The sequence below is a fragment of the Arthrobacter sp. MOO21 genome (assembly GCF_057369995.2).
In genome coordinates, this window is record NZ_CM170671.2 from 2063763 (window position 1) to 2086676 (window position 22914).

At 66.9% G+C, this 22914-nt stretch carries 22 protein-coding genes; 9 read left to right on the plus strand and 13 right to left on the minus strand.

The genetic code is table 11. From position 1 onward, the window contains the following. Together AC2JAJ_RS09510 and AC2JAJ_RS09515 are read right to left on the minus strand one after the other, a co-directional pair. Positions 1 to 465, minus strand: a complete 465-nt coding sequence (locus tag AC2JAJ_RS09510; protein ID WP_221387418.1) for a pyridoxamine 5'-phosphate oxidase family protein — start codon at positions 463 to 465, stop codon at positions 1 to 3. A gap of 60 nt (positions 466 to 525) precedes the next feature. Then, positions 526 to 1455, minus strand: coding sequence for an aminodeoxychorismate lyase (locus tag AC2JAJ_RS09515; RefSeq protein WP_221387419.1), 930 nt, complete (start codon positions 1453 to 1455; stop codon positions 526 to 528). Positions 1456 to 1584: 129 nt separating this feature from the next. Here AC2JAJ_RS09515 and cls point away from each other — a divergent pair, with 129 nt between their 5' ends. Next, entirely contained in the window at positions 1585 to 3024 is a 1440-nt protein-coding gene (cls, locus tag AC2JAJ_RS09520) for a cardiolipin synthase (protein ID WP_486416061.1), read from the plus strand. A 36-nt stretch (positions 3025 to 3060) separates the two neighbouring features. Here the strand turns inward: cls and AC2JAJ_RS09525 are convergent, their stop codons facing one another. The 7 genes from AC2JAJ_RS09525 to AC2JAJ_RS09555 form a co-directional block, all read right to left on the minus strand. Then, positions 3061 to 4335, minus strand: a complete 1275-nt coding sequence (locus tag AC2JAJ_RS09525; RefSeq protein WP_486416060.1) for a multidrug effflux MFS transporter — start codon at positions 4333 to 4335, stop codon at positions 3061 to 3063. A gap of 124 nt (positions 4336 to 4459) precedes the next feature. Beyond that, positions 4460 to 6535, minus strand: coding sequence for an aminodeoxychorismate synthase component I (pabB, locus tag AC2JAJ_RS09530; RefSeq protein WP_501053460.1), 2076 nt, complete (start codon positions 6533 to 6535; stop codon positions 4460 to 4462). Positions 6536 to 6589: 54 nt separating this feature from the next. Beyond that, entirely contained in the window at positions 6590 to 7129 is a 540-nt protein-coding gene (locus tag AC2JAJ_RS09535) for a low molecular weight protein-tyrosine-phosphatase (protein WP_486416059.1), read from the minus strand. A gap of 144 nt (positions 7130 to 7273) precedes the next feature. Then, the gene (locus AC2JAJ_RS09540) at positions 7274 to 7897 is read right to left on the minus strand and encodes a LysE family transporter (protein WP_221387423.1); all 624 of its coding nucleotides are present in this window, start codon (positions 7895 to 7897) and stop codon (positions 7274 to 7276) included. A gap of 34 nt (positions 7898 to 7931) precedes the next feature. Further along, the gene (locus AC2JAJ_RS09545) at positions 7932 to 8384 is read right to left on the minus strand and encodes a hypothetical protein (protein ID WP_486416057.1); all 453 of its coding nucleotides are present in this window, start codon (positions 8382 to 8384) and stop codon (positions 7932 to 7934) included. 64 nt (positions 8385 to 8448) lie between these two features. Beyond that, on the minus strand, positions 8449 to 9267 hold the full coding sequence (locus AC2JAJ_RS09550; RefSeq protein WP_473695461.1) for a methyltransferase domain-containing protein: 819 nt from the start codon (positions 9265 to 9267) through the stop codon (positions 8449 to 8451). A gap of 29 nt (positions 9268 to 9296) precedes the next feature. Further along, positions 9297 to 9803, minus strand: coding sequence for a MarR family winged helix-turn-helix transcriptional regulator (locus AC2JAJ_RS09555; protein ID WP_486416056.1), 507 nt, complete (start codon positions 9801 to 9803; stop codon positions 9297 to 9299). Between the two features lie 187 nt (positions 9804 to 9990). Here AC2JAJ_RS09555 and AC2JAJ_RS09560 point away from each other — a divergent pair, with 187 nt between their 5' ends. From AC2JAJ_RS09560 to AC2JAJ_RS09590, 7 genes are all read left to right on the plus strand, one after another. Next, positions 9991 to 12174, plus strand: a complete 2184-nt coding sequence (locus AC2JAJ_RS09560; RefSeq protein WP_486416055.1) for an MMPL family transporter — start codon at positions 9991 to 9993, stop codon at positions 12172 to 12174. Positions 12175 to 12222: 48 nt separating this feature from the next. Beyond that, complete coding sequence (locus AC2JAJ_RS09565; protein WP_221387429.1) at positions 12223 to 12519, plus strand: hypothetical protein; 297 nt, start codon at positions 12223 to 12225, stop codon at positions 12517 to 12519. 236 nt (positions 12520 to 12755) lie between these two features. Further along, positions 12756 to 14627 (plus strand): molecular chaperone DnaK, encoded by a 1872-nt coding sequence (gene dnaK / locus AC2JAJ_RS09570; RefSeq protein WP_221387430.1) that lies wholly within the window; start codon positions 12756 to 12758, stop codon positions 14625 to 14627. A gap of 2 nt (positions 14628 to 14629) precedes the next feature. Beyond that, complete coding sequence (locus tag AC2JAJ_RS09575; protein WP_486416054.1) at positions 14630 to 15346, plus strand: nucleotide exchange factor GrpE; 717 nt, start codon at positions 14630 to 14632, stop codon at positions 15344 to 15346. Positions 15347 to 15629: 283 nt separating this feature from the next. After that, a complete protein-coding gene (locus AC2JAJ_RS09580) occupies positions 15630 to 16601 on the plus strand; it encodes a DnaJ C-terminal domain-containing protein (protein ID WP_221387432.1) in 972 nt (323 codons plus the stop codon). Between the two features lie 15 nt (positions 16602 to 16616). Continuing rightward, on the plus strand, positions 16617 to 17042 hold the full coding sequence (locus AC2JAJ_RS09585; protein WP_221387433.1) for a heat shock protein transcriptional repressor HspR: 426 nt from the start codon (positions 16617 to 16619) through the stop codon (positions 17040 to 17042). A gap of 210 nt (positions 17043 to 17252) precedes the next feature. Next, positions 17253 to 17639 (plus strand): hypothetical protein, encoded by a 387-nt coding sequence (locus AC2JAJ_RS09590; protein WP_486416712.1) that lies wholly within the window; start codon positions 17253 to 17255, stop codon positions 17637 to 17639. Between the two features lie 39 nt (positions 17640 to 17678). Here AC2JAJ_RS09590 and AC2JAJ_RS09595 read toward each other — a convergent pair whose 3' ends face one another. Then, a complete protein-coding gene (locus AC2JAJ_RS09595) occupies positions 17679 to 19088 on the minus strand; it encodes an aldehyde dehydrogenase family protein (protein ID WP_486416053.1) in 1410 nt (469 codons plus the stop codon). A 344-nt stretch (positions 19089 to 19432) separates the two neighbouring features. On the opposite strand from AC2JAJ_RS09595, the gene AC2JAJ_RS09600 reads away from it, so the two are divergent. After that, positions 19433 to 19669 (plus strand): hypothetical protein, encoded by a 237-nt coding sequence (locus tag AC2JAJ_RS09600; RefSeq protein WP_486416052.1) that lies wholly within the window; start codon positions 19433 to 19435, stop codon positions 19667 to 19669. 126 nt (positions 19670 to 19795) lie between these two features. Here AC2JAJ_RS09600 and AC2JAJ_RS09605 read toward each other — a convergent pair whose 3' ends face one another. The 3 genes from AC2JAJ_RS09605 to hpaH are packed head-to-tail and all read right to left on the minus strand — an operon-like array spanning position 19796 to position 22914. Then, entirely contained in the window at positions 19796 to 21301 is a 1506-nt protein-coding gene (locus AC2JAJ_RS09605; protein WP_486416051.1) for an NAD-dependent succinate-semialdehyde dehydrogenase, read from the minus strand. Between the two features lie 21 nt (positions 21302 to 21322). Next, positions 21323 to 22144 (minus strand): HpcH/HpaI aldolase family protein, encoded by an 822-nt coding sequence (locus AC2JAJ_RS09610; protein ID WP_486416050.1) that lies wholly within the window; start codon positions 22142 to 22144, stop codon positions 21323 to 21325. Then, the gene (gene hpaH / locus AC2JAJ_RS09615) at positions 22129 to 22914 is read right to left on the minus strand and encodes a 2-oxo-hept-4-ene-1,7-dioate hydratase (RefSeq protein WP_486416049.1); all 786 of its coding nucleotides are present in this window, start codon (positions 22912 to 22914) and stop codon (positions 22129 to 22131) included. Before hpaH ends, AC2JAJ_RS09610 begins: the two co-directional genes overlap by 16 nt.

Here is a 22914-nt window from a genome sequence, read left to right on the forward strand (position 1 = left end):
CTACTCGAACGACGCGCGGCGCCTGTCCTGCAGGCGGGTGTTCCAGACATCCGGCCGGTTGACCTTGAACCGCCTCCCGGTCATGGCCTTCGCGTTCAACCTGACGTAATTGGCCTTTTCGCCCGGCTGCCAGGGCTCCAGTCCAAGACTGTCCACGGCATCCCGGTCCGCCTGCTCCTCGAGGATCTCCGTCTCACCCCGCACCACCACGCTCCACGCGAGCTCCGTGGCGGAATCGTAGCCGTCGATTTCCAGCGCTGCCGGCCGCTCCATCTTTGCGCCCCAGAGCTTCGTCCCCGCGGCCGTGCGGAAGACGATGCTCCGCCGATGGACAACGTAGTTCACCGGGAAGATTTCGGGGTGGCCGTCAACCACGATGGCCAGCCGGCCCACGGTGTCGCCGTCGAGAAGTTCCCAGCAGTCGTCGAAGGAGAGTTTTTCGATGGGCAGGTTTTGCGAGTCCATGGTCCACACCTTACGGGTGATGCCGAACAGGGAAAAGACCCGTGGCGGGCCCGCCTGCGCCTAGTGGATGCCGGCGAACAGCCCGCTCAATTCGGCGGTCAGCTCTTTCTGGACTGAGGGGGTGCCGATCTCCTTGCCATCGATCCGGTTGACGGGGGCCAGCAGGCGGACGCTGGAGATCAGCCACACCGCGTCGGCATCGAAAAGGTCCTGCGGTTCCAGGGGGCCGTACCCCAGCTCCCAGCCGGCCGCTTTGGCGGCGGTGAACAGGGCGCCCTGGGAGGTGCCCGGCAGGATGCCGCTGTCCAGCCGGGGCGTGATGAGGCGCTTCACGGAGGTGCCGTCGTCGGATTTTTCCACATGCGCGAGCAGCACCGTGGAGGTGGGGCCCTCCAGGACGCGGCCATCGGAGGACAGGAAGATGACGTCGTCGGCGCCCTGCTTGTGGGCGTGGCGCAGCGCCGCCATGTTCACTGCGTAGGAAAGCGTCTTGGCGCCCAGGAGCAGCCAGGGCGCCCGTTCTGCCACGTCACTGTCGTAGCCCCGGTCCAGGAGGATGACGTCAATGCCCGTCTCGCGCTGGCGGCGCCCGGCCTCCCCGGCAGGGGAGACCTGCACCCAGGAAGTGGGGGCGGCCGCGCCCTCGGCGCCGCGGGTCACCACGAGCTTGACCACCAGCTCGTCAGTGGCGGGATCGGTTGGCGGGTGCTCGGACCGGTGGCCGTTAACAGCGGTGGCAATGGCCCGCTGCCACGCGTCCCGCCCGGGGACCACCAGGTCCAGGGCCTCTGCGGACCCCGCAAGCCTGTCCAGGTGGGCCGGCATCTTCCGTACCGTTCCGCCCACGGCCAGCATGGTTTCGAAGACGCCGTCGCCGCGCGTGACGCCCAGATCCGTGACCAGCAGCTGGGGTTTGGATGCGTCAGCGACGCGGCCATCCGGGAAGGCGGGGTCAAGGAAGACAAGGGCCACGGGGGCTGCTGAGCTCATGGCACCAGCTTAGTGGGGCGCCGCGGATAAGCTGGGCACAGTGTGCCGGCCGGATCCGCCCGCCGGAACCCGATCTTCCCGGGGGTTCTTGACGTGTTGTGGCCGTTTTCGCTAGCCGGTACTGCCCCGATGTGGGTTGTGGTGCTGCTGGGCATCGCCGACCTCGCCATCAGGGTCCTGGCGTTGGGCATCATTCCCGGCAACAGGCGCCCCACCACGGCGATGGCATGGCTGCTGGGGATCTTCTTCGTGCCCTTCGTGGGCATCGTCCTGTTCCTGCTGTTCGGCAACTTCCGGCTCTCCAGCCGCCGCCGGGCGCAGCAGCAGCTGGTCAACAACCGGGTGCGGGCCGGGATCACCGCGCTCTCGGATGTCGAAAGCGACTATCCCGGCCCCGAATGGGTGAAGTCCGCGGCGGAACTGAACCGCAGGCTGGGCTCGCTGCCCATGGTGGACGGAAACTCGGTAGACCTCATCCCCGGCTATCCTGACTCCATCCTGGCCATGACGCAGGCTGTCCGGAAGGCGAAGAAGTACGTCAACGCCGAGTTCTACATCATGAGCACGGACCACGTCACCGACGACCTGATCACGGCCATGGAGGAAGCGGCCGAGCGGGGTGTGGAAGTGCGCCTCCTGTTCGACCACATCGGCACGCTCCGCATCAAGGGCTACAAGAACCTGCTCAAGCGCCTGAGGGCCGGAAAGATCCAGTGGAAGCGCATGCTGCCCCTGCTGCCCATCCACGGCCAGTGGCGCCGGCCCGACCTCCGGAACCACCGCAAGATCATGGTGGTGGACGGCGAGGTGGCCTTCACCGGCTCCCAGAACCTGATCGAGCCCTCGTACAACAACCCCCGGCACCGCAAGGCCGGGCGCGAATGGGTGGAGCTGATGGCCTGCCTGCGCGGACCCATCGTCACCACCCTGAACGTCGTGTTCGCCACCGACTGGCTGGGTGAAACCGATGAGTCGCTGGAACACCAGCTGCAGCTGCCGTCCGACCCGCATCCCGGCACAGTCACTGCACAGGTGGTCCCCAGCGGTCCCGGGTTCATCACCGAGAACAACCTGCGGCTCTTCAACACACTGATCTACTCCGCCCAGCACCGGATCTCAATCTGCAGCCCCTACTTCGTCCCGGACGACTCCCTGCTGTACGCGATCACCACGGCAGCACAGCGTGGCGTGGACGTGGAACTCTTCGTGTCGGAAAAAGGTGATCAGTTCCTGGTCCACCATGCCCAGCAGTCCTACTACGAGGCCCTCCTCGAAGCCGGTGTCCGGATCTACCTGTACAAGGCCCCGTTCGTGCTGCATGCCAAGCACTTCACCATCGATGACGAGGTGGCGGTCCTTGGCTCCAGCAATATGGACATGCGCTCCTTCTCGCTGAACCTGGAGGTGTCCGTGATGCTCCTGGGCGAGGACATCGTCAACAAGATGCGGGCCGTGGAGGATACGTACCGTGACATCTCGCATGAGCTCAAGCTGGCCGAGTGGCGGAAGCGTCCCCTCGCCGCCCGTTACGTGGACAACGTGGCCCGGCTGACGGCAACCGTCCAGTAGCACCGTCCGGGAACGGTTGGGGACGCTCCGGCGGACCTAGCCGTCGGCACCTACCCTCCGGTCGTCGTCGCGCTCCGCGTATTCCGTCCACCCGCCCTTCCGGTAGGCAGGAGTTCCGGCGGCGAGGGCAGTCACTGCCAGGGCGCAGCTGCCGATCATGACCCCGGCCATGGACAGGGCATGCCCGCCCAGCAGCCCCACCAATGGGCTCACCAGCCCCGCCACACCGGACTGCAAAGCTCCGATGACCGCCGCCGCCGTCCCTGCCATGTGGCCGTAGTTGTGCAGGGCCAACACGGAGGCGTTTGCCGGGATCATGCCCTGGGCGGCCAGGACAAGCCACAGGCCTGCCATCAGGCCGAAGGCACCGCCGGCACCCGTGGCCACCACGGCCAGCAGCAGCAGGGCAAAGCCCAGCTGGACCAGGAGGGCGGTCCGCAGGAGGCGCACCGGGGGGAATTTCCGCACCAACGCGGCGTTGAGCTGCGCCGAGAGTACGAGCGCTGCACCGTTCAGGGCGAAGGCGAGGGCAAACTGCTGCCCGCTGAAGCCGTACTCGTTTTGGAAGACGAACGGCGACCCCACAACGTAGCTCATGATCAGGGCCAGCCCGAGCCCGGGGATGATGGCCAGGGCCATGAAGTGCCTGTCGCGCAGCAGGGACCAGTACGCGCCGCCCACGTGCCGGGGGCGGCCCGGGGAGCGCCTGTCGGCCGGGAGTGTCTCTGGCATGAACTTCCAGACGATCGCCACCAGGACCAGCCCGATGAGCGCCAGCGCGTAAAAGACGGCACGCCAGTTCCAGAACCCGGCGACGGCCTGGCCCACGGTGGGGGCGAAGAGCGGTGCAACGCCGACCACCAGCATCAGCCGGGACAGCAGCCGGGCGGCAGCGGAACCGGTGAAACGGTCCCGGATGACGGCAAGTGCCACTACCGCCGCGGCCGCGTTGAAGAATCCCTGGAGTACGCGCAGCACGGTCAGTGTTTCAATGTTCGGCGTCACGGAACACAGCAGCGAGATGGCCACGTGCAGTGCGATGCCGATGAACAGGGGCAGCCGCCGTCCGAACCTGTCCGAAAACGGGCCGATCACGAGCTGGCCGATCCCGCCGCCGAGGAGGGTCCCGGACAACGTGAGCTGGGCGGCGGCCTGGCTGGTTTCGAGGTCATCCACCACGGCGGGGAGGGAAGGCAGGTACATGTCGGTGGTGACCGCAGGAAGGGCGGCCAGGGCACCAAGCATCAGGACGTACTTGAAGCTGCGGTGCGGCCGCTGGCCGGTGTCATGGGGCGGGCAGGGATCCGTCACGCGGCAAACCTCACTCTGGCGGGAACACTCAGGGGGCCGCCGCATGGCTTGAGCGGGTCGAAGTCAGAAGAGTACCCCGGGCGGGGTCTTTCTAAACCAGCGCCCGTCTAAACCAACGCCGGGTTCATTCGTCCGGGAACGTTGCGCCCAGGGTGGAGAGCACGCCGAACGCTTTGGTGCGGATTTCCTCGTACTCGTCGTCCGGGACCGAATCGGCGGTGATGGCACCGCCGACGCCGAGCGAGAGTTCCACGGTTCCGTCGCCGCCGTCGTTGATCACCAGGGTCCGGATGGCGACGGCGAGGTCCGTGGCCGCGTTGAGCGAAAAGTAGCCGATGGCGCCCGAGTAGCTTCCCCGGGGTCCGGCTTCCAGGCGGTCCAGGATGGCCATGGTGCTGATCTTCGGCGCCCCGGTCATCGAGCCGGCCGGGAAACACGCTGCCACGGCTTCGGCGCGCGGGGAACCGGGCAGCAGGCGGGCATCGATGGTGCTGACCATCTGGTGGACGGTGGCGTAGCTCTCGATGGCGCACAGCCGGCTCACCGTCACCGATCCCGGGACCGCGAAGTGGCTGAGGTCGTTGCGCAGCAGGTCCACGATCATGATGTTCTCGGCCCTGTCCTTCAGGGACGTTGCCAGGTCCGTGCGCAGCTGTTCGTCCTCGCCGGGGTCTGCAGCCCGGCGGCGGGTGCCCTTGATCGGTTCGGCGCGCATGCTGCCGTCGGACGCTATCTTCAAAAACCGCTCCGGCGACGTGCTGGCCACGGTGAGGCTTCCCAGGCGCAGGTAGCTGGCAAACGGGGCCGGGTTCCTGCGCCGCAGGGCCAGGTACGTGTCCCAAGGGTCCAGCGAGTCCGCCGGAATGCGGGCTTCGAGCGTGGTGGTCAGGCAGACCTCGTAGGTGTTGCCCTCGGAAATCTCGTGCTGGGCTTCGGCGATCTTCTGCCGGTAGCCGGCGCCCGTGTCCCGGCTGCGGAACGTCGGCACTGGGGTATGCACGACGCCGGTGCTGCCGCCGGCTTCGGCGCCAGCCTTGGTGCCGGTTGCCGCTTCCACCGCCGCTTTGGCTTCGCCGAGCCACTCCCCGGCATCCGGGGCCTCCAATGCCAGGAGCCAGGTGTCGCCTGCAGCGTGGTCCAGGACGACGGCCCGGCCGGCGAAGATCAGCGCGGCGTCCGGGGTGGCGGCGGAAAGGTCGCTGCCGCCGCTTTCGCGTTTGAGTTCGTAGCCCAGGCAGCCGAGCCAGCCAAGGGTGAACTGGCCGGGGTAGCCCTCGGGGGTCCGGACCGCCCGGCGGCCCCACACCGTGTCCAGCCAGCGGAAGAAAGGCCCGGTGACTTTCGCCGTCGCCGAGCCTGCGCTGACCAGGCTTTCGCCGGCGCGGTGCGTTACGAACTGCCCGAATAGGCCGCCATCGTCCGCCATGATGCTGAAGCGGCTGCGCCCGGCGGCAGCGGCGTACCCGTCCGGCTCGACCTGCTGGTTGGCCGCGCCGGCGTTGGAGGAATCCAGCCAGACCGCGTTGCCCGAGCCTCCATACAGGGACTGGAACAGTGACGGGGCGTCAGGTGCGGCGTTCAGGCGCTCAGCGCGGAGGCAGAGGCCACGGCGGGCGGACAGTTCGGGGGCGAGGATGGGCGCCAGCGCGGGCAGGTAGGGGAGGAGCCGCAGGAGGTCGGCCGGTGCGGACCCGTCAGCAAGGTTCTGGACCCGCAGGTCGGCGTGGCCGGGGACGTCGTCCTGGCCCAGCCACTCTTCCTCCTGCGCGGCCCACTGGTCCCAGTACGGCTCGTAGGTTTCGCCGTCGCGGGCCAGCGCGCGGACGCGCCGGACTTCGTCGGGAGATTCAGCCCAGACGACGGCGCTCAGCAGCGGCCGGGCCGCCTCCGCTGCGGCCCCCACGCCCTCCACGATCACGATCTCGGCGGGCAGCGTCACGCGCGTATCGCCGTCGTAATGGTTCTCCCAGTCCCAGCTGGTCCAACTGGCCGCCCCGCCCCGGCTTAGCGGGGCCAGGACGGTGGAGACGTACCGTTCGACGCCGGCCGCCAACCCGTTCCAGCCCGGGTAGATGTCCTCAAGGTGGAACAGGGAGACCTTGTGGTGCGCGCGGAGGCGGGCTGCGAGTTCGATGGCGAGGGTGGTCTTACCTGCGCCGGAGCGCCCGTCGATGGCGATAATGACGGGCGCTGGATTCATGGACTAGAGCGTACCGGTTTCCCCCGCACGCTTTCATCCGCGGGTGCCGCTGTTCTATAGCGCCTGGGGCTGGAGCTGCGATTTCTCCAGGACTGCCGCCTTGATGTGGCGGACCAGCCCCGGCAGCGCGGCGTGGATCTGGTGCCAGACGGTGTCGAAGTCCGAGTGGCCGCCGTACCAGGGGTCTTCGATGCCCTGGTCCAGCCGGTCCTTGTCTGCCATGGCGGGGTCGAAACTTCGCAGCATGCGGATCTTGTCCAGGGACTCCTGGTCAGGAGCGGCTTCACTGAGCCAGGCGAAGTGGTCGATGTCCAGCGCCAGAATCAGGTCGCGCTCGCGGAACCATTCGTGCTCCCACTCACGCGCAATGTGGTGCACGGAGGTCAGCTGGGTGACGGCGAGCCTGCGGGCCGCCCGTGGGTCGATGGGGCGCCCGGCCTCGTACCCGGTGGTGCCGGCCGAATCGACTGTCACCAGTCCGTCCAGCCCTTCGCGTTCCAGCGCCGCGGCGAGCATCAGCTCGGCCATGGGGGACCGGCAGATGTTGCCCGTGCAGACGGTGATGACGCGGTATGGGCTCGACGTTGAGTTCATGGAACTAAGCATGAGCGCTGGAATGTCCCTTGGCTAGCGGGAGGTTCACAATGATTTACATCTTTGTAAAGATGCATGACTTGGAATAACAAGGGTACTTGACAATTTGGTGTGGCCTTCGCGGGGCAGGCCTTTACGGTGGTTCTAGTGGATCAGGGCCAACAGGACCCCAACGGCGACAAACAGCGCCCCGAAGACCCTGCTGAGGACACGCTGGCCCCGTTCTGTGCTGGTGAAGCGGTGGAAGGACCTGGCTGCCGCCGCGAAGAAGAACCACATCACCAGGATGTCGATGACCACAATGGTTGCCGTGAGGACGGCGTACTGCGTGACCAGGGATTGTTCCGGCCGGATGAACTGGGGAGTGAAGGCGAGGAAGAAGACGATCGCCTTGGGGTTCAGCAGGTTCACCCAAAAGCCGCGGCGGAAGATGGACCAGGCGGGCTCGTTGCGCAGGGCTGCGGCCTGCTCCTGCTCCACGGCGGGTTTGCTGAGGAACTGCCGGATGCCCAGGTACACCAGGTAGGCCGCTCCCGCATACCGGATGACGTTGAATGCAACAGGGGAGCTCGCCACAAGCACTCCGACGCCCAATGCGACTATCAGCACGTGCACAACCAGTGCTGCCTGTTGCCCCAGGATCCCCCAGATGGACCGGCGGAACCCGGCGTTGAGCGAATTGCTCATGGTGTTGATGGCCCCGGCTCCGGGGGTGAAGCTGATCAGGGCGCCGGCGCCGGCCAACGCCAGCCACAGGGAAAATTGCACTGGACAATCTTACCGGGCTGCCTGTGTCCGTCCCTCAGCCACATTTTCCATGCTTGGAATGCACCCAGTGATCCATGGTGCACGGCAGGCCCAGGTGGTAGCGGTCAAAGTAATAGTGGGGCCCGTTGGAAAGGTACCCGTCCTCGTCGAGGCCAAAATGGCCGATCATGAGGAACCCGCGCGCAAGGGCCATGTCCCGCAATGCATCAGCTTCCGCGAGCACCCGCGCATGGACGGAGTCGGTGCACTCCCATCCTCCGGCGTGGGCGATGGCGAAGTACCGGGTGGTGTCCGGGTCCAAATGCTCCAGGATCGTGTCGAAATGGGGCTCGAGGCTCCCATCGAATTGGCAGCTGGCAACCTTGATGTCCGCAAACTGCATCTCCGCGTCGAGCTCGATCAAGACGAGCCTGGGCAGGATTTCCCCTTCGGGGGCTATCAGCAGACGGGCAAGGAATTCGAGGTCAAAGCCTGCTTGGATGATCATGCTCCGAGGCTAAGGTGCGGGGCGAAAACATCGGTACAGTCACACGCGCCTATGTGGACAACGGTCAAGCCCGGGCGATGACCTCGCCGTTCGGGATCAGGAACCAGCCGTCGTCGGTGGATCCCCAGCGGTGCCAGCCGGCGGAGATCCGGGCGAGGTCGGCCGGGCTGGCAAAACCGTACTCCAGGGCCTGCTCGGCGAACGCCGAATGCAGGACCCGTTCACCCCATACCCGCGCCTGCCAGCGGCGCTGCTGGGCGGTGGCGTAAAGCCAGTTGCTGCTGGTGGGGGCAACATCGGTGAAACCCGCGGCCTGGGCCCAGCTGACCAGGCGCCGACCGGCGTCGGGCTCCGCTCCGTTGCGCCGCGCGATCCGCTGGTACAGGTCCATCCACTCGTCCAGCTCGGGGATGGCGGGGTACCAGCTCATGCCATGGAAATCGGCGTCGCGGACGGCGACGATGCCGCCGGGCTTGGCTACGCGCCGCATCTCCCGCAGGGCCTCGACCGGGTCGGTCAGGTGCTGGAGTACCTGATGTGCATGGACGACGTCGAACGTTTCGTCCGCGAAGTCGAGGTCGTAGATGTTTCCGGCCACGAATTCCACGTTGCCCACCTCGCGCTCGACGGCGAGCGCCTGCGCCTGGACGATGATGTCGGGTGAGCGGTCCAACCCGGTGACTTTGCCGGGGCTGACCAAGGCGGCGAAGTCGCAGGTAATGCTGCCTGGCCCGCATCCGACGTCGAGCAGGCTGGACCCGGGCGTGAGGTAGGGGAGGACGAACGCTGCGGAATTCTCGGCCGTCCTCGCGGCATGGGCGCGGACCACGGACTCGTGGTGGCCATGCGTATAGACGTCATCTTCAGGCTGCTCGGCGCTCATAGCCAAACGCTACTCCTTACCCATGCGACCTAGTCGGATTCCGTCCTTGCCGCCACGGTAGCCTCCACCATGGCCGTGATGAACCGGGTGACGGTTTCCAGTTCCTCATCGGAGAAGGCGGCCATGGCGCTTCCCATGTGCTGCGCCAAGGGGGCGAAAATCGCACCGCCCTCCTGGAACGCCTTGGGGGTCATCTTCAGCTGGACCTGGCGCCGGTCGGTGCTGTTCCGTTCCCGCACGATGTGCCCGGAGCTGTCCAGGCGGTCGATCAAGGCGGTGGTGGCCGGGGAGCTCAGGTTCAGTTCCCTGCGCAGGACGCCGGGAGTCACCTCGCTGCCCGCGGCAGTGTGGCGCATGATGACGGCCAGGGCGTTCATGTCCGTGCGGTGCATGTCCTTCCGGCCGCCGGCGGCATCAACGTAGCGGTTGGCCTCCATGGTGAACTCCTGGAGGAGGCGGAGCAACGGATGGGACGGCCCCCCGGGGGCGGCCGATGCCGCGGCCGTTGATGAGTCCGGTGACTTTTCGCGTGCCATGCCCACCTCCCCGACGATTCCTGGTTTGCGGCCCGTGGATTGCTTCGGGCGTCCTGAGGGATATTACTGCAGCCCTGCCCTCGGACAGGAGGACATTCAAAAAAGCTCGTCAGCCACTTATCTCTATGCTGGAGATAATCTATGATGGAACAAATATTACTCCGTATTCTCCCGCATGGAAGGCATCATGAATCGCACAAAAGCTGGCAAAGAGCGTGCTCCCTTCTGGCTGCGCTGGCTGGTCCCCGCCATCCTGGTGCTGACCTGGCTGGGGCTTGCCGGCGTCGGAGGCCCCACCTTCGGCCGGTTGGAGGAAGTCTCGTCCAACGACCAGGCGTCCTTCCTGCCCGCCAGCGCCGAGGCCACCGAAGCGCAGGACTGGCAGGCGAAGTTCCGCGACTCCGACGAGGTTCCGGGCATCATCGTCATCGAGAACAGCCAAGCCTTCACTCCGGCGCAGCTGGGGGAGCTGGCAGCGCTGAAAACGAGCCTTGAGGACCTCAAGCTGGGCAGCGCGGTGATCGGGCCGATACCGTCGAAGGACGCCAAGGCTGTGCAGTTCGTGGTCCCGATCGGCTCCTCCGATGAGATCAAGGAAGCGGTCAAGGAACTCCGAGATGCGGTCAACGAGGCAGCCCCGGAAGGGACCCAGACCTTCGTCACCGGCCCGGCTGGTCTGGCCGCCGACCTCACGTCCGCTTTCGGCGGCATCGACGGCATCCTCCTGCTCGTTGCCCTGTCCGCGGTGTTTGTGATCCTCCTGGTCGTCTACCGGTCCCTGCTGCTGCCCATCATGGTGCTGCTGACCTCCGTCTTCGCCCTCTGCGCGGCCATCCTGCTGGTCTTCGGCATGGCCAAGGCCGGCTGGATCCAGCTGAACGGCCAAAGCCAGGGCATCCTCTCCATCCTCGTGATCGGTGCGGCAACCGACTACGCGCTGCTGTTCGTGGCGCGATTCCGTGAAGCCCTCACCCACACGACCAACCGCACGGCCGCCGTCCTGACTGCCTGGAAAGCTTCCTTCGAGCCCATCCTGGCTTCCGGCGCAACGGTGATCATCGCGCTCCTGTGCCTGCTCTTCTCAGACCTCAATTCCAACAGGGCCCTGGGCCCCGTCGCGGCCGCCGGCATCCTGTGCGCACTTTTCGCCGCACTCACCCTGCTGCCCGCACTGATGGCCCTGCTCGGCCGCGCAGCCTTCTGGCCGTTCCGTCCCAGGCTGGTCCCGGCCGACCAGCGCGAGCCGGAGCTGGTCACAGGCCTGGAAGGCCAAAAGGGCCTGTGGCGCGCCACCGGTTCCCTGGTTGCCCGGCGGCCCCGGACGGTATGGGTTGCCTCGGTCCTGCTCCTGGTGGCAGCCGCCGGCGGCCTGCTCCAGCTCAAGGCCAACGGCGTGCCGCAAACCGACGTCATCCTCACCGCCTCCAACGCCGTGGACGGCCAGGACGCACTGGCCCGCCACTTCGACGCCGGCAGCGGCAGCCCCGCCGTCGTGGTTGCAGACCAGGGCAAGGCAGCGCAGGTGCTGGACCGGGTGAAAGCGGACGACGGCGTGGGCGAGGCTTACCTGCTCGGCCAGGGCAGCGTGCCCATCGCCGGAGCCCCCGGTGCCCCCACCGCTCCGGACGTCCGGGACGGGAAGGTGCTCATCAATGCCATCTTGAACGATGCGGCCGACTCGCTGGAGGCGGAGGAGACCATCAAGGCCCTGCGCACGGAGGTGAAAGCCGTTGATCCCGGTGCCCTGGTGGGCGGCGTGACCGCCACGGCGCTGGACACCAATACGACGGCCCAGCACGACCTGGTGGTCATCATCCCGGTGGTCCTCGTGGTGATCCTGTTCATCCTGATGCTGCTGCTGCGCTCCATCGTGGCCCCGATCCTGCTGGTGCTCTCCGTGGTGTTGTCCTACGCCGCCGCGCTCGGTGTTTCGGCCCTCGTGTTCAATAACCTCTTCGGTTTCCCCGGCGCCGACGCCACCGTTCCGCTGTTCGGCTTCGTCTTCCTGGTGGCGCTGGGCGTGGACTACAACATCTTCCTGATGAGCCGGGTCCGCGAGGAGTCCCTCAAGCACGGCACCCGGCCCGGCATCCTCCGCGGCCTCAGCGTCACCGGCGGCGTCATCACCTCCGCAGGCGTGGTGCTGGCCGCAACCTTCGCCGCCCTGGGCGTCATCCCCATCATGTTCCTGGTGCAGCTCGCGTTCATCGTGGCGTTCGGCGTGCTGCTGGACACCGTGCTGGTGCGCTCGCTGCTGGTGCCGGCCCTGGCGTACGACATTGGGCCCAGGATCTGGTGGCCCGGCAAGCTGGGCAGGACCCCGGAAACGGCGCCTGCAGAACCCCTGTTGGCCGAAATCCCCGCTCGGTAGACTGCCAGTGCGCCCGCATGGACGCGGAGCCTCGAAGGAGAGATCACCATGACTGAATATCCTGAATCCGCAGCCGAAGAACCCCGCAGGGACGATGCCGCTCCTGGTATGGAGGGCGAGGGCGGGCAGTACGTGGACGGCGACTACGGGGACGCCGGCCGCGTCAATGTCCCCGCGGACAACCTGGCCGACGGCGAATATCCGGAGGGCGATTACGGCGACGCGGGTGCCACGGACGCCGAGCGGACGGAGGGCGCTGTCCGGGAGGGGCTCACCGACGGGCAGGTGCAGGCAACTCCCGAAGAGCGCGGCCCCCTCCACGGGGATCCGGATACCGGCAGGTAAGAAGCCCGGCGGCAGGTTCTCCAGCAGCGAACTGGCCAGCCGCCGTCGTGCCCCATGCTCCCCCAATCCCCGTGATGCAGGGGAAAACCATCCCCGCTGACCGACCGCCACCGCAAAGTTGAGTCACCTTCGCTCAAGTTTGGGTTGACATCGTTGGCGCCCTGAGTAAAGTTGAGTGCAGAACGCTCAATCACTCTGGGCGCCAACCAGTTTCCAAGGAAAGAAGGAAGCAACACATGTCACGTGCAGTAGGTATCGACCTCGGAACCACCAACTCCGTCGTCTCCGTTCTCGAAGGTGGCGAGCCCACCGTTATTGCCAACGCCGAGGGTGGCCGCACCACGCCGTCGGTGGTTGCATTCTCCAAGTCCGGCGAGGTCCTGGTTGGCGAAATCGCCAAGCGCCAGGCCGTCAACAACATCGAGCGCACCATCGCTTCGGTCAAGCGCCACATGGGCACCGACTGGAAGGTGGACATCGACGGCAAGAAGTACACCCCGCAGGAAATCTCCGCGCGTATCCTCATGAAGCTGAAGAACGACGCCGAGAGCTACCTGGGTGAAAAGGTCACCGACGCTGTCATCACCGTCCCGGCCTACTTCAACGACGCCGAGCGCCAGGCCACCAAGGAAGCCGGTGAAATCGCGGGCCTGAACGTCCTGCGCATCGTCAACGAGCCCACCGCCGCAGCACTCGCCTACGGCCTGGACAAGGGCAAGGAAGACGAACTCATCCTGGTCTTCGACCTCGGTGGCGGCACCTTCGACGTCTCCCTGCTGGAAGTCGGCAAGGACGAAGACAACTTCTCCACCATCCAGGTCCGCGCCACCGCCGGTGACAACCGCCTGGGCGGTGACGACTGGGACCAGCGCGTCGTTGACTACCTGCTGAACCAGCTCAAGGTCAAGGGCATCGACCTCTCCAAGGACAAGATCGCACTGCAGCGCCTCCGCGAAGCTGCCGAGCAGGCCAAGAAGGAACTCTCCTCCTCCTCCAGCACCAACGTTTCGCTCCAGTACCTCTCCGTCACCCCCGACGGCCCGGTCCACCTGGATGAGCAGCTGACCCGCGCCAAGTTCCAGGACCTCACCAAGGACCTGCTCGAGCGCACCAAGAAGCCGTTCCACGACGTCATCAAGGAAGCTGGCATCAAGCTCTCCGACATCAACCACATCGTGCTGGTGGGTGGCTCCACCCGTATGCCCGCCGTCTCCGAGCTGGTGAAGGAACTGGCCGGGGGCAAGGAGCCCAACAAGGGCGTCAACCCCGACGAGGTCGTTGCCGTGGGCGCAGCCCTGCAGGCCGGTGTGCTGAAGGGCGAGCGCAAGGACGTCCTGCTGATCGACGTCACCCCGCTGTCCCTCGGCATCGAAACCAAGGGTGGCGTGATGACGCACCTGATCGAGCGCAACACCGCCATCCCCACCAAGCGGTCCGAGACCTTCACCACCGCTGACGACAACCAGCCGTCCGTGGCCATCCAGGTCTTCCAGGGCGAGCGTGAGTTCACCCGCGACAACAAACCGCTGGGCACGTTCGAGCTGACGGGCATCGCTCCGGCCCCGCGCGGCGTCCCCCAGGTCGAGGTCACCTTCGACATCGACGCCAACGGCATCGTCCACGTCTCCGCGAAGGACAAGGGCACCGGCAAGGAACAGTCCATGACCATCACGGGCGGCTCCAGCCTCTCCAAGGAAGACATCGACCGCATGGTCCGTGACGCCGAGGAGCACGCAGCCGAGGACAAGGCCCGCCGCGAGGCGACCGACACCCGCAACACGGCGGAGCAGCTGGCCTACTCCGTGGACAAGCTGATCGCCGACAACGCGGACAAGCTGCCCGAGGAGGTCAAGACCGAGGTCCAGGCCGACGTCGACAGCCTCAAGAAGGCCCTCGAAGGCACCGACGACGCCGCTGTGAAGTCCGCATTCGAGAAGCTGCAGGCTTCCCAGACCAAGCTCGGCGAAGCCATCTACGCCCAGGCCGGTTCGCCGGACGGTGCAGGCGCTGCCGGTGCCGAAGGTGCCGCAGGCGCTCCCGCAGGCGGCAAGGCTGACGAAGACATCGTCGACGCCGAGATCATCGACGAAGACGAAGCGAAGAAGTAGCCATGCCGCACCACGGTAACGAGGAAGAGCACAACACATCCGCGAACCGGCAGAACGAGCAGGGCAACGGCCAGGAGCCGGTCATCCGGGACCACCGCAAGGTTGACCCGGTGACCGGGCAGGCCCGGCACCCGGAGGGTAGTCACGCTGAAGGCGGAAACACTGCCCCCGGGGCCGGCGCCCAGGCCGGAGCGGCGGATTCCGACGGCGACGCGCTTGCCCAGGCCGAGGAGATCCTCAACGGCATGGAAGTGCCGGCCGAGGAATCCGTGGCCCAGGGGGCTCCGGCGGGAGCTGCCGGCAACGCCGAAGCAGCCGAACTGCGCAACGACCTGCTCCGCCTCCAGGCCGAGTACGTCAACTACCGCAAGCGCGTGGAACGCGACCGCGCCGTGGCAGGGGAAATGGCCGTCATCGGCGTCCTGAACTCGCTGCTTCCGGTCCTGGACGACGTCGACGCCGCCCGGCAGCACGGCGACCTCACCGACGGTCCCTTCGCCGCGATCGCCACCAAACTGGAGAACGCGCTGAAGACCTACGGCCTGGTCCGCATCAACGAGACCGGAGTGGAGTTCGATCCCACGATCCACGAGGCCCTGATCCAGCAGCCCGGCGAGGACATCGAGGTTGACACCGTCAGCCAGGTGCTGCGCTCCGGCTACAAGTCGGGCGAACGCGTCCTCCGCGCAGCCCAGGTAATTGTGGCGGTCCCGGCTTAGTTCCTCCATAAGGCGCGCCGAACGGACAAGGGGGCCCCGCCCCTACGCTGGGTGGCTGAGGATCTGCGATCCTCAGCCACCCAGCTCCGGCAGGCCCGATGCCACTCCCGGGCCCCCTTATCCGTCCGTCGCTCAGCGCTCGTCTCACCTAAGGTGGGAGCAAGCGAAGCGCAGCTGGATAGGGGGCCGCGGCGTGGCGGGCACCGCGGAGCGGGCACGGCCCCCTATCCAGCGGAGCGTTGCCCAGCCGGAAACTCAGGTTTGTACAAGAAAGGAAACGCCATTGGCTAGCCAGGATTGGGTGGACAAGGACTTTTACAAGATCCTTGGTGTTGCCAAGGACGCTTCCGACGCCGACATCAAGAAGGCCTACCGGAAGCTTGCGCGGCAGCACCACCCTGACACCAACGCGGGAAACGCTGCTTCCGAGAAGAAGTTCAAGGACATCTCCGAGGCTTATTCTGTGCTTTCCGATCCAGACGAGCGCCAGCAGTACGACGCCATCCGGGCCATGGGCAGCGGTGCCCGGTTCGCCCCCGGCGGTGCCGGCGGCGGCAACGCCGGGTTCGAGGACATGTTCGGCGGCCTGTTCACGGGCAACACCGGACGCCATGCCGGCGGCTTCAACCCCGCGGGCGGCGGCATCCCGCCCGAGTTCGCCGACCTCTTCGGTGGGTTCGGCGGAAGCGCCGGATTCCAGCGCACGCCGCAGAAGGGAGCCGACCGGACCGCCTCCACGACCATTTCCTTCGCCGGCTCCATCCGCGGGACCACCATCGGCCTGCGGGAACCGAGCGGCGAGGTCATCGACGTCCGGGTGCCGGCCGGCATCAAGGACGGCCAGAAGGTCCGCGTCCGCGGCAAGGGGCAGCCCGGTGCTGCCGGCAATGGCGACCTGGTGGTGTCCGTCTCCGTCCAGCCCCACGCTTTTTACACGCGCGACGGCGACAACCTGCGCATCCATGTTCCCGTCACCTTCCCGGAGGCTGCTTTGGGCGCCGACATCGAGGTGCCAACGATCGACGGCGACAAGGTGAAGGTGCGTGTTCCGGCGGGGACGCCGTCGGGCCGTACGCTGCGGGTCAAGGGCAAGGGTGTGAAGACGTCCAAGGCCACCGGCGACCTTCTGGTCACCATCGACGTCGCGGTTCCCAAGAACCTCAACAAGGACGCCGAAGCCGCGGTGAAGGCCTTTGCCGAAGCCACGTCGTCGGCCGACGTCCGTGAGGGCTTGGCAGCCAAGGCCCGGCTCTAGGAGCGGAGGTGAGCCGTGGACATCAATGCTGACCAGCCCATCTTCGTGATCTCCGTGGCGGCTGAGCTGGCGGACATGCACCCGCAGACGCTGCGGCAGTACGACCGGCTGGGCATCGTCAAGCCCAGCCGCGCCCCCGGGAAGTCCCGGCGCTACTCCCAGCGCGACGTGAACATGCTGCGTGAAGTGCAGCGGCTGTCGCAGGAGGGCGTGTCGCTGGAGGGGATCAAGCGCATCCTGGAACTCGAGAACCAAGTGGCCGCGCTCCAAAGCCGGGTGGCCGAGCTGACCGAGGAACTGGGCCGCCGGCCGCAGGCGTTCGATTCCCGCATCTTCGCCGCGGGCGCCGCCGGAGACGTGGTGAGCCTGGCCCGGGGCCAGCGGCCACGGCCCCGGTCGCAGGCCGTGGTGCTGTGGCGGCCGCGGGCGATCGGTCAATAGGCACCAACGAGCAGGCGCAGGCCAGCAAGTACCTGCCCCCGCCAACCCGGAAAAAACTGAGTACCCACTACTCGTGACCCAAAAGGCCCCCAAAACTTGAATGGAACCATCGCCGGATCAGCGGCGGTGGTTCCACAAGTTCTGGGGGTTTTCCGTGTTTAAGGATCTCAGCAAAAGTCTCCATCCCAAGGACCGGCCATGAGCCCCGGGATGGAAGCGGTGGCCGCGTTCAGCGGCTCAATTCCAGGCCAGGTCCTCCTGGCCATTGGGCAGACCGTCGTGGTGGTATGCGTCTGCTTCGACATGGTGCGGGAGCTGTCCGTCCCGCGGTCGCACCGGCGTTATGTGGCCAGCACGGTGTTCCGCACACTGGCCATCCCGTCCATTATGGCCAACGCCCTGACAGTCTTCATCGCACTGGTTCTGGCTTCCTGGATTGACGTGGTGATGGGTATGTTCGTGCTCGTGGCCATCGTCTTCCGGTTCCACCACGACCAGGACGAGGACAACTGGTGGAAGGGCAAGGGCAGGAAGCTCGCGCGCTGGGCCCGCCGGCAGTTCTCCGGCCGGACCGCCGCCGCCCCGGCGATGGGGTAGCGGCGGCCCGGACGGCAGAAGCCGCCTGCCGGCGGAACGTCAGCCGTTGATGACCTGCGGGACGCCGAGCGCCTTCAGGCCCTCGACGCCGAACTCGACGCCGTAGCCGGACTGCTTGGCTCCGCCGAAGGGGATGCGGGGATCGACCGCGCCGTGCCGGTTGATCCACACTGTGCCGGCCTGGATCCGTGCGGCGACCTCACGGGCGGCCGCCAGGTCGGGGGACCAGACCGAGGCGCCGAGGCCGACGTCCAGCCCGTTCGCCTTCTCCACGGCCTCGTCGACGGTGCTGTACCGGATGATCGGCAGGGCCGGACCGAACTGTTCCTCGGCCACCAGCGGGTTGTCGTTGTCGATGTCGGCCACCAGCGTGGTGGGGTAGAAGTAGCCGGGCTGGCTGGTGTCGGGGTTTCCACCGAGGAGGACGCGGGCTCCGGAAGCCTTCGCTGCCTCCACGAGGTTCGCCACGACGTCGTACTGTGCCTGGTTCTGCAGCGGGCCCAGGACGTTGTTCTCGTCCAGGCCGTTGCCCATCGGCATCGCTTTGGCCACGGCGGTGAGTTCCTCGCAGACGGCGTCGTAGATGCTGTCGTGGACGTAGAGGCGCTTGAGGGCGGCGCAGGTCTGGCCGGTGTTCAGGAAGGCGCCCCAGAAAATGTCCTGCGCGATGGCCTTGGGGTCGGCGTCGGGCAGGACGATGCCGGCGTCGTTCCCGCCGAGTTCCAGCGTGAGCCGCTTGACGGTGTCTGCGGAGGACTTGATGATGGCGCGGCCGCCGGCGGTGGAACCGGTGAACATGATCTTGCCGATCGCCGGGTGGTCCGTGAGCCGGGCGCCCACCTCGCGGCCGCAGGAGACCACCGAGAGGATGCCCTCGGGGAGCTCCTCGTTGAGGACCCTGACCAGCGCCAGGACGGACAGCGGAGTGTTCCCGGAGGGCTTGACCACTACGGCGTTGCCCATCCGCAGGGCGGGGGCGAGCTGCCAGACGGCGATCATCATGGGCCAGTTCCACGGACCAATCGCGCCCACCACCCCGATGGGCCGGTAGTGCAGTTCGGCGCGGGTTTCGCCGTCGTCCACAATGGTTTCCGGTTCCAGCGGCAGGCTGGCGGTGGCGCGGAGCCACGCGACGCAGGCGCCCACTTCGAAGCGGGCGTTGGGGCCGTTCAGCGGCTTGCCCTGCTCGCGGGAGAGCAGCCGGGCGAGTTCCTCGGCGGAGCGTTCGACGGCGTCGGCTGCTTTGAGGAGCGCGGCGGACCGGGCGTCGTGGCCCAGGGCAGCCCAGGCGGGCTGGGCGGCGACGGCCGCCGTGACCGCCTCCTCAAGGAAGTCGAGGTTGTGGATGGGGGCCTCGCCGACGGCTTCGCCGGTTGCCGGGTCAAGGATGGTCCGGCCGGTGCCGGGTGCGGGGGCAATGGACGCGAGAAGTGCATCGTAGGTTTCCAAGGGATACTCCACTTCGAGTAGCAAGGACGCCAGCCGGTCGGCGTAGCGGGTTGCTCCCAGTGTGGTTTACGGCATGGCCCGGCTCTTGTCTTTGTGCGCAGGACTGTTGGCGGAGAGGGAACGGCGTAAAAAATCGGACACCTTATTGTGAACTTGTCAGGTTAGACCCTACAATCGACGTCAGGCCGGCGCAGCCCTCGAACACCGCCGGTGAATCCCTCCCCGGATCCAAGCAGCCAATACCACCAAACACCCAGCAGCCAGAACCAGGCCCCGTCCTGGACCGTGGCCGCACGGGTGTGGGAATTCGGTCGCCGCCACTCCGAGAAACAGGGAGAAACACCATGACTTTGCAGTCCTACCTCGCTGAAGAGGCCCCCTACACCCCCCGGGGAGGCAGCTACGTCTCCATGCCCGCAGGCTCGGAGGTTCCGCCCCGGCTTGAGGGCAGCTACGTCTCGCTGCCCGGAGCCCTGCCCGGAGCCCTGCCCGGGAATGCCAGCAAGGCCCAGGGCACGTACGTGACACTTTCCACCGCCCCGGCGGGGAAGACGGACATCAGCTACACCCGCGTCGGCTGAACCAGCCGGTGCCGCACTGGCCCACTTTTGGAGGCCGAATAGCGGCGGGAACCCCGGGTTTCCGGGATTCCCGCCGCTAAAACTGGGCCAGCCCGGGCAGCAGGTGCCCGTGCTTATTCCCGGCGGTCAGCCTGCGTAGGGGTCGTTGATGCCGATGTATTGGGTGGTGGTGTATTCGGCGATGCCTTCGGTGCCGCCTTCGCGGCCGAGCCCTGATTGTTTGACGCCGCCGAAGGGTGCCGCGGCGTTCGAGATGACGCCGGCGTTGAAGCCGACCATGCCGAATTCGATCTGTTCCGCGACGCGGAGGAGTCTGTTGACGTCGCGGCTGTAGAGGTAGGACGCGAGGCCGTACTCGGTGCTGTTGGCGAGCTTGATGGCCTCTTGCTCGGTGCTGAAGGTGGTGACCGGGGCGACGGGTCCGAAGATTTCCTGGCCGAGGATTGCGGCGTTGTTGGGGACGTTGGCGAGGACGGTGGGCTGGTAGAAGTAGCCGGGTCCGTCCACGGGGGCGCCGCCGGTGACGGCAATAGCCCCGGCATCCACTGCCGCGGTGACCAGGTTATGCACGTCGTCGCGGGCGCCCCCGTCGATCAGGGGCCCGACCTGTGCACTGGGATCGGTGCCGCGGCCCGTGGTTAGTGCCCCCATGGCAGCGGCGAACTTGCGGGTGAATTCCTGGGCGACGGTTTCGTGCACCAAGAACCGGTTGGCGGCGGTGCAGGCTTCGCCCATGTTCCGCATCTTCGCCGCCATGGCGCCTTCGACTGCCTTGTCGATGTCGGCGTCTTCGAACACGATAAACGGTGCGTTCCCGCCGAGTTCCATCGAGGTGCGCAGGACGTTTTGGGCGGCGTCGGCCATGAGGCGCTTGCCGACGGGGGTGGACCCGGTAAAGGAGACCTTCCGCAGCCGGGAGTCCTTGAGCAGCGGCCCGGAAATCCCGGAGGCGGAGGAGGAGGCGACGACGTTCAGGACCCCGGCGGGCAGGCCGGCGTCGAGCATGGTCTGCGCGAAGTACTGCGCGGTGAGCGGGGTGAGCTTGGCGGGTTTGAGGACCATGGTGCAGCCGGCGGCGACGGCGGGGGCGACCTTGCGGGTGGCCATGGCCAGCGGGAAGTTCCAGGGGGTGATGAGCAGGCAGGGCCCGACGGGTTTGTGCTGGACGAGGATCTTGTTCTTGCCTTCGGGTGTGGTGAGGTAGCGGCCGTAGTCGCGGACGGTTTCCTCGGCGAACCAGCGCAGGAATTCGGCCCCGTAGGTGACTTCGCCGCGGGCTTCAGCCAGGGGTTTGCCCATTTCCAGGGTCATCAGCAGGGCGAAGTCTTCGGCGCGTTCGGTGACGAGGTCGAAGGCGCGGCGCAGGATCTCGGACCGGACCCGGGGCGCGGTGCGGGCCCAGGAGGCCTGGGCGGCGTCGGCGGCGTCCAGTGCGGCGATGGCGTCACCGCTGGTGGCGGAGGCGAGGGTGGCGAGTACCTCCCCGGTGGCGGGATCGTGGACGTCGAACGTGCCGCCGTCGGACGCCTCCTGCCACTCACCATTGATCAGCAGTCCGGTGGGCACCGAGGCGAGCAGGGAAGCCTCGCGCTCCGGTGCGAGGGCAGGGGAAACCGTAGACGTGACTGTCATTGCATAAGTCCTAAAAGTTGGTCAGTAGCTGGCGCGGGCGTCGCCGTCAGCAGGTTTGATGTACTTCGCGGCCAGGGCTTCGGAGCCGCGGGCCAGGAGTGCGACGTCGGCTCCGACCAGGATGAAGCTGGCGCCCTTCGCGAGGTAATGCTCTGCGGTGTCCGGGTTGAAGGCGTTCACGCCGGCAGGTTTGCCGGCCGTTTTGGCTGCGGCGAGGCAGTGTTCGACGGCGGCACGCACCTCGGCGTGTTCCTGCTGTCCCAGCAGGCCCATGGAGGCGGCGAGGTCTGACGGTCCGACGAACACGGCGTCCACGCCGTCGACCTTGAGGATGTCCTCCACGGCCTCGACGGCGGAGGTGGATTCGATTTGGACGGTGACGGCGATGGTTTCGTTGGCCCGGGCGAGGTAGTCCGGGACCCGGTTCCAGCGGGCCGCCCGGGCAAGAGCGGAGCCCACGCCGCGGACGCCCTGCGGCGGGTAGCGGGTGGCAGCCACGGCGGCCTCGGCCTCAGCCACAGAATTGACCATGGGGATCAGCAGGTTCTGCACGCCCAGGTCCAGGTACTGCTTGATCACCACGGTGTCGTTCACAGGCGGCCGGACCAGGATGTGCACGGGATAGCCGTGGATGGCCTGGAGCTGGGCCAGGATGGATTCGAGTCCGTTGGGGCTGTGTTCGGCATCCACCAGCAGCCAGTCCAGGCCGGACCCGGCACAGAGTTCGGCGACCAGCGGGCTGCCGGAGCACACCCACATGCCGGCCAGCGGCCGGCCCGCGCTACCTTTTTGCTTTTCCGCGGCCAGGGCGGACCGGAAGGTATCTTCTATTCGAAACGGCATGTGACACTCCCGAGGGGTCCGTAGTCGGCGTGGACGGTGTCACCCTTGTAAACCCACAGGGGCCGGGTGAAGGAGCCCGCAAGGATGATGTCCCCGGCCTTCAGGCAGTCGCCGTGGGCGGCGATCTTGTTCGCGAGCCAGTGCACGCCGTTGGCGGGGTGGTCCAGCACGCCGGCCGCCACTCCGGTTTCCTCCACGGTCTGGTTCTTGTACAGGATGGCGGAAACCCAGCGCAGGTCCACAGCATCGGGTTTGACCGGGTTGCCGCCGATCACCATGGCGCCCATCGCGGCGTTGTCCGAGATGGTGTCCACGATGGTCCGGCCCTCCATCTCGATCCTGGAATCCAGGATCTCCAGGGCCGGAACCACGTAGTCGGTGGCCTTGAGGACATCGAAGATGGTCACGCCGGGGCCCTTGAGCCCGTCCTTCAGCACGAACGCCAGTTCCACCTCCACCCGCGGGTGCGTGTACAGGTCCCAAGGCACGGAGCAGCCGGTCTCCAGCACCATGTCATCGAAGATGGCGCCGTAGTCAGGTTCGGTGATGCCGGTGGCAGCCTGCATGGCCTTGGACGTGAGGCCGATCTTGCGCCCCACCAGTGTCCGGCCGGCTTCCTCGTTCCGGCGCCGCCACAGCTGCTGCACCGCGTAGGAGTCCTCCACGGTCATGTCCGGGTAGCGGGCGGTCAGGCGGGGGACAGGGGTGCGGGTGCGGCCGGCTTCCACCAGCTCGTCCGCGATGGCCTCAATCGTCTTGGGCTCCAGCAT

Bases quoted from the DNA above. Each gene is read 5' to 3' on its own strand.
- AC2JAJ_RS09510 (WP_221387418.1), bottom strand. From the start codon at position 465: ATGGACTCGCAAAACCTGCCCATCGAAAAACTCTCCTTCGACGACTGC.
- AC2JAJ_RS09515 (WP_221387419.1), bottom strand. From the start codon at position 1,455: ATGAGCTCAGCAGCCCCCGTGGCCCTTGTCTTCCTTGACCCCGCCTTC.
- cls (WP_486416061.1), top strand. From the start codon at position 1,585: ATGTGGGTTGTGGTGCTGCTGGGCATCGCCGACCTCGCCATCAGGGTC.
- pabB (WP_501053460.1), bottom strand. From the start codon at position 6,535: ATGAATCCAGCGCCCGTCATTATCGCCATCGACGGGCGCTCCGGCGCA.
- AC2JAJ_RS09535 (WP_486416059.1), bottom strand. From the start codon at position 7,129: ATGAACTCAACGTCGAGCCCATACCGCGTCATCACCGTCTGCACGGGC.
- AC2JAJ_RS09545 (WP_486416057.1), bottom strand. From the start codon at position 8,384: ATGATCATCCAAGCAGGCTTTGACCTCGAATTCCTTGCCCGTCTGCTG.
- AC2JAJ_RS09550 (WP_473695461.1), bottom strand. From the start codon at position 9,267: ATGAGCGCCGAGCAGCCTGAAGATGACGTCTATACGCATGGCCACCAC.
- AC2JAJ_RS09555 (WP_486416056.1), bottom strand. From the start codon at position 9,803: ATGGCACGCGAAAAGTCACCGGACTCATCAACGGCCGCGGCATCGGCC.
- AC2JAJ_RS09560 (WP_486416055.1), top strand. From the start codon at position 9,991: ATGAATCGCACAAAAGCTGGCAAAGAGCGTGCTCCCTTCTGGCTGCGC.
- AC2JAJ_RS09565 (WP_221387429.1), top strand. From the start codon at position 12,223: ATGACTGAATATCCTGAATCCGCAGCCGAAGAACCCCGCAGGGACGAT.
- dnaK (WP_221387430.1), top strand. From the start codon at position 12,756: ATGTCACGTGCAGTAGGTATCGACCTCGGAACCACCAACTCCGTCGTC.
- AC2JAJ_RS09575 (WP_486416054.1), top strand. From the start codon at position 14,630: ATGCCGCACCACGGTAACGAGGAAGAGCACAACACATCCGCGAACCGG.
- AC2JAJ_RS09590 (WP_486416712.1), top strand. From the start codon at position 17,253: ATGGAAGCGGTGGCCGCGTTCAGCGGCTCAATTCCAGGCCAGGTCCTC.
- AC2JAJ_RS09600 (WP_486416052.1), top strand. From the start codon at position 19,433: ATGACTTTGCAGTCCTACCTCGCTGAAGAGGCCCCCTACACCCCCCGG.
- AC2JAJ_RS09605 (WP_486416051.1), bottom strand. From the start codon at position 21,301: ATGACAGTCACGTCTACGGTTTCCCCTGCCCTCGCACCGGAGCGCGAG.
- AC2JAJ_RS09610 (WP_486416050.1), bottom strand. From the start codon at position 22,144: ATGCCGTTTCGAATAGAAGATACCTTCCGGTCCGCCCTGGCCGCGGAA.
- hpaH (WP_486416049.1), bottom strand. From the start codon at position 22,914: ATGCTGGAGCCCAAGACGATTGAGGCCATCGCGGACGAGCTGGTGGAA.